This window comes from Nguyenibacter vanlangensis (genome assembly GCF_013376155.1).
In the GTDB taxonomy this organism is placed as follows: domain Bacteria; phylum Pseudomonadota; class Alphaproteobacteria; order Acetobacterales; family Acetobacteraceae; genus Gluconacetobacter; species Gluconacetobacter vanlangensis.
Genome location: NZ_JABXXP010000617.1, coordinates 1 through 1,647 on the forward strand (window position 1 = coordinate 1; position 1,647 = coordinate 1,647).

Annotated in this window: 2 protein-coding genes; one reads left to right on the plus strand and one right to left on the minus strand. The window is 66.4% G+C overall.

The window, feature by feature from the left end; translation table 11 throughout:
• Positions 1–37: 37 nt before the first annotated feature.
• Positions 38–775, minus strand: a complete 738-nt coding sequence (locus HUK84_RS17285) for an SDR family oxidoreductase (RefSeq protein WP_176641363.1) — start codon at positions 773–775, stop codon at positions 38–40.
• 156 nt (positions 776–931) lie between these two features.
• Between HUK84_RS17285 and HUK84_RS17290 the strand changes: the two genes are divergently transcribed.
• Positions 932–1,647 (plus strand): LysR family transcriptional regulator (locus tag HUK84_RS17290; protein WP_218064442.1); only part of this gene is annotated, 716 nt, incomplete at its 3' end.

The following is a 1,647-nucleotide window of genomic DNA, read 5'->3' on the forward strand; positions in this document are numbered from 1 at the left end:
CCCGCGGTTCGCTCGGGCGAACCGCAGGCGCGGCACGTCAGCACATGCCGCCGTTGGCGCGGATGGTCTGGCCGTTGATCCAGCCGCCCTCCGGGCCGGCGAGGAACGAGACGACCGGAGCGATGTCCTCGGTCTGCCCGAGGCGTTCCAGGGGGTTCAGCTTCGCGATGCGATCGATCAGTTCGGGGGTCTTGCCCTCAAGGAACAGCTCGGTTGCGACCGGGCCGGGTGCGACCGCGTTCACGGTGATGCCGCGACCGCGCATTTCCTGCGCCAGAACCTGGGTCAGTGCCTCGACCGCCGCTTTGGTCGCCACGTAGACGCCATAGGTCGGCATGCGCATGCCGATGACGCTGGTGGAAAGAGTGATGATGCGACCGCCCTGGCGCACGCGCCTGGCCGCCTCGCGGCAGACATTGAACGCGCCCTTGAGGTTGATCGCCATGCTTTGGTCGAACGTGGCGTCGTCATACTCGGCGATTTTGGCCAGCTTCAGCACCCCCGCGCTGTTCACCACCACGTCGATGCCGCCGAAAGCCCGTTCCGCCGCGTCGAACATCGCCGCGACCGAGACCGGATCGGCGATATCCGCCTGCGCCACGATCGCCTCGCCGCCGGCAGCCTTGATCCGGTCGGCCACCCTCTGGGCCGGTCCCGCGCCGCTGGCGTAGTTGACGACCACCTTGAACCCATCCGCCGCGAGACGAAGGGCAATCTCCGCGCCGATGCCGCGCGAAGAGCCCGTGATCAGGGCGATTTTTCCGGAATTGCTCATGCCTTGCTCCTGTCTTCGACATCGCCGCGCTGTCCGGCGGCAGGCGCAAACTAGGCTTCAAGGGATGCAAAAAATAATGCATAGATGTCAGTCTAAAGATGACTGAAAGTATGCCTCATGACCTTCGATAGCCGCCTCCTGAGCGGGATCGGCGTCGTGTCCGCCGTCGTGGAGGCGGGCAGTTTCGCGCGCGCGGGCGAAGCGATCGGACTGACCCAGCCGGCGGTGAGCCGCGCGGTCGCCCGTCTGGAGGAGCGCGTCGGCATCAGCATCTTCAACCGGACTGCGCGCGCCATTTCGCTGACCGACGAGGGACGGCGCTTCTACGAAGCTGTCGCCCCCCATCTTGTCGGGATCGCGGACGCCGCGGTGACGGCCGGCGGAAGCAAGGCCGCGATCCGGGGGCGGCTCCGGGTCAATGTCGACGGAACGTTCGGCCACTTCGTCCTGTCGCCCCGGATCGGGGCGTTTCTCGACCACTTTCCCGAACTCTCCGTCGAGATCAGCGTGCGCGACCGGATGGGCGATCTCGTCGCCGATGGTTTCGATGTCGCGATCCGCTTCGGCGAGCCCGAGCCGTCCTCGCTCAAGGCGCGCCTGTTGCTCGAAACCCACGTTCTGACCTGCGCCTCGACCGCCTATCTCGCCCGGCATGGCGAACCGGAGCGTCCAGAGGATCTGGCGCAGGGCCACCAATGCCTCCTGATCCGCGACCCGATGACCAGACGCCCGTTCGCGTGGGAGTTTCAGCGCGGTACGGAAACCGTTCCGCTTCATGTTGCCGGACGGCTGATGGTCGACGACACCGGATCGCTGCTGGGCGCCTGTCTGAGCGGCGCCGGAATCGCACAATTGCTGGAACTCTATGCCAG

Excerpts from the sequence above, each read along its gene's own strand:
- HUK84_RS17285 (WP_176641363.1), bottom strand. The coding sequence starts at position 775 with ATGAGCAATTCCGGAAAAATCGCCCTGATCACGGGCTCTTCGCGCGGC.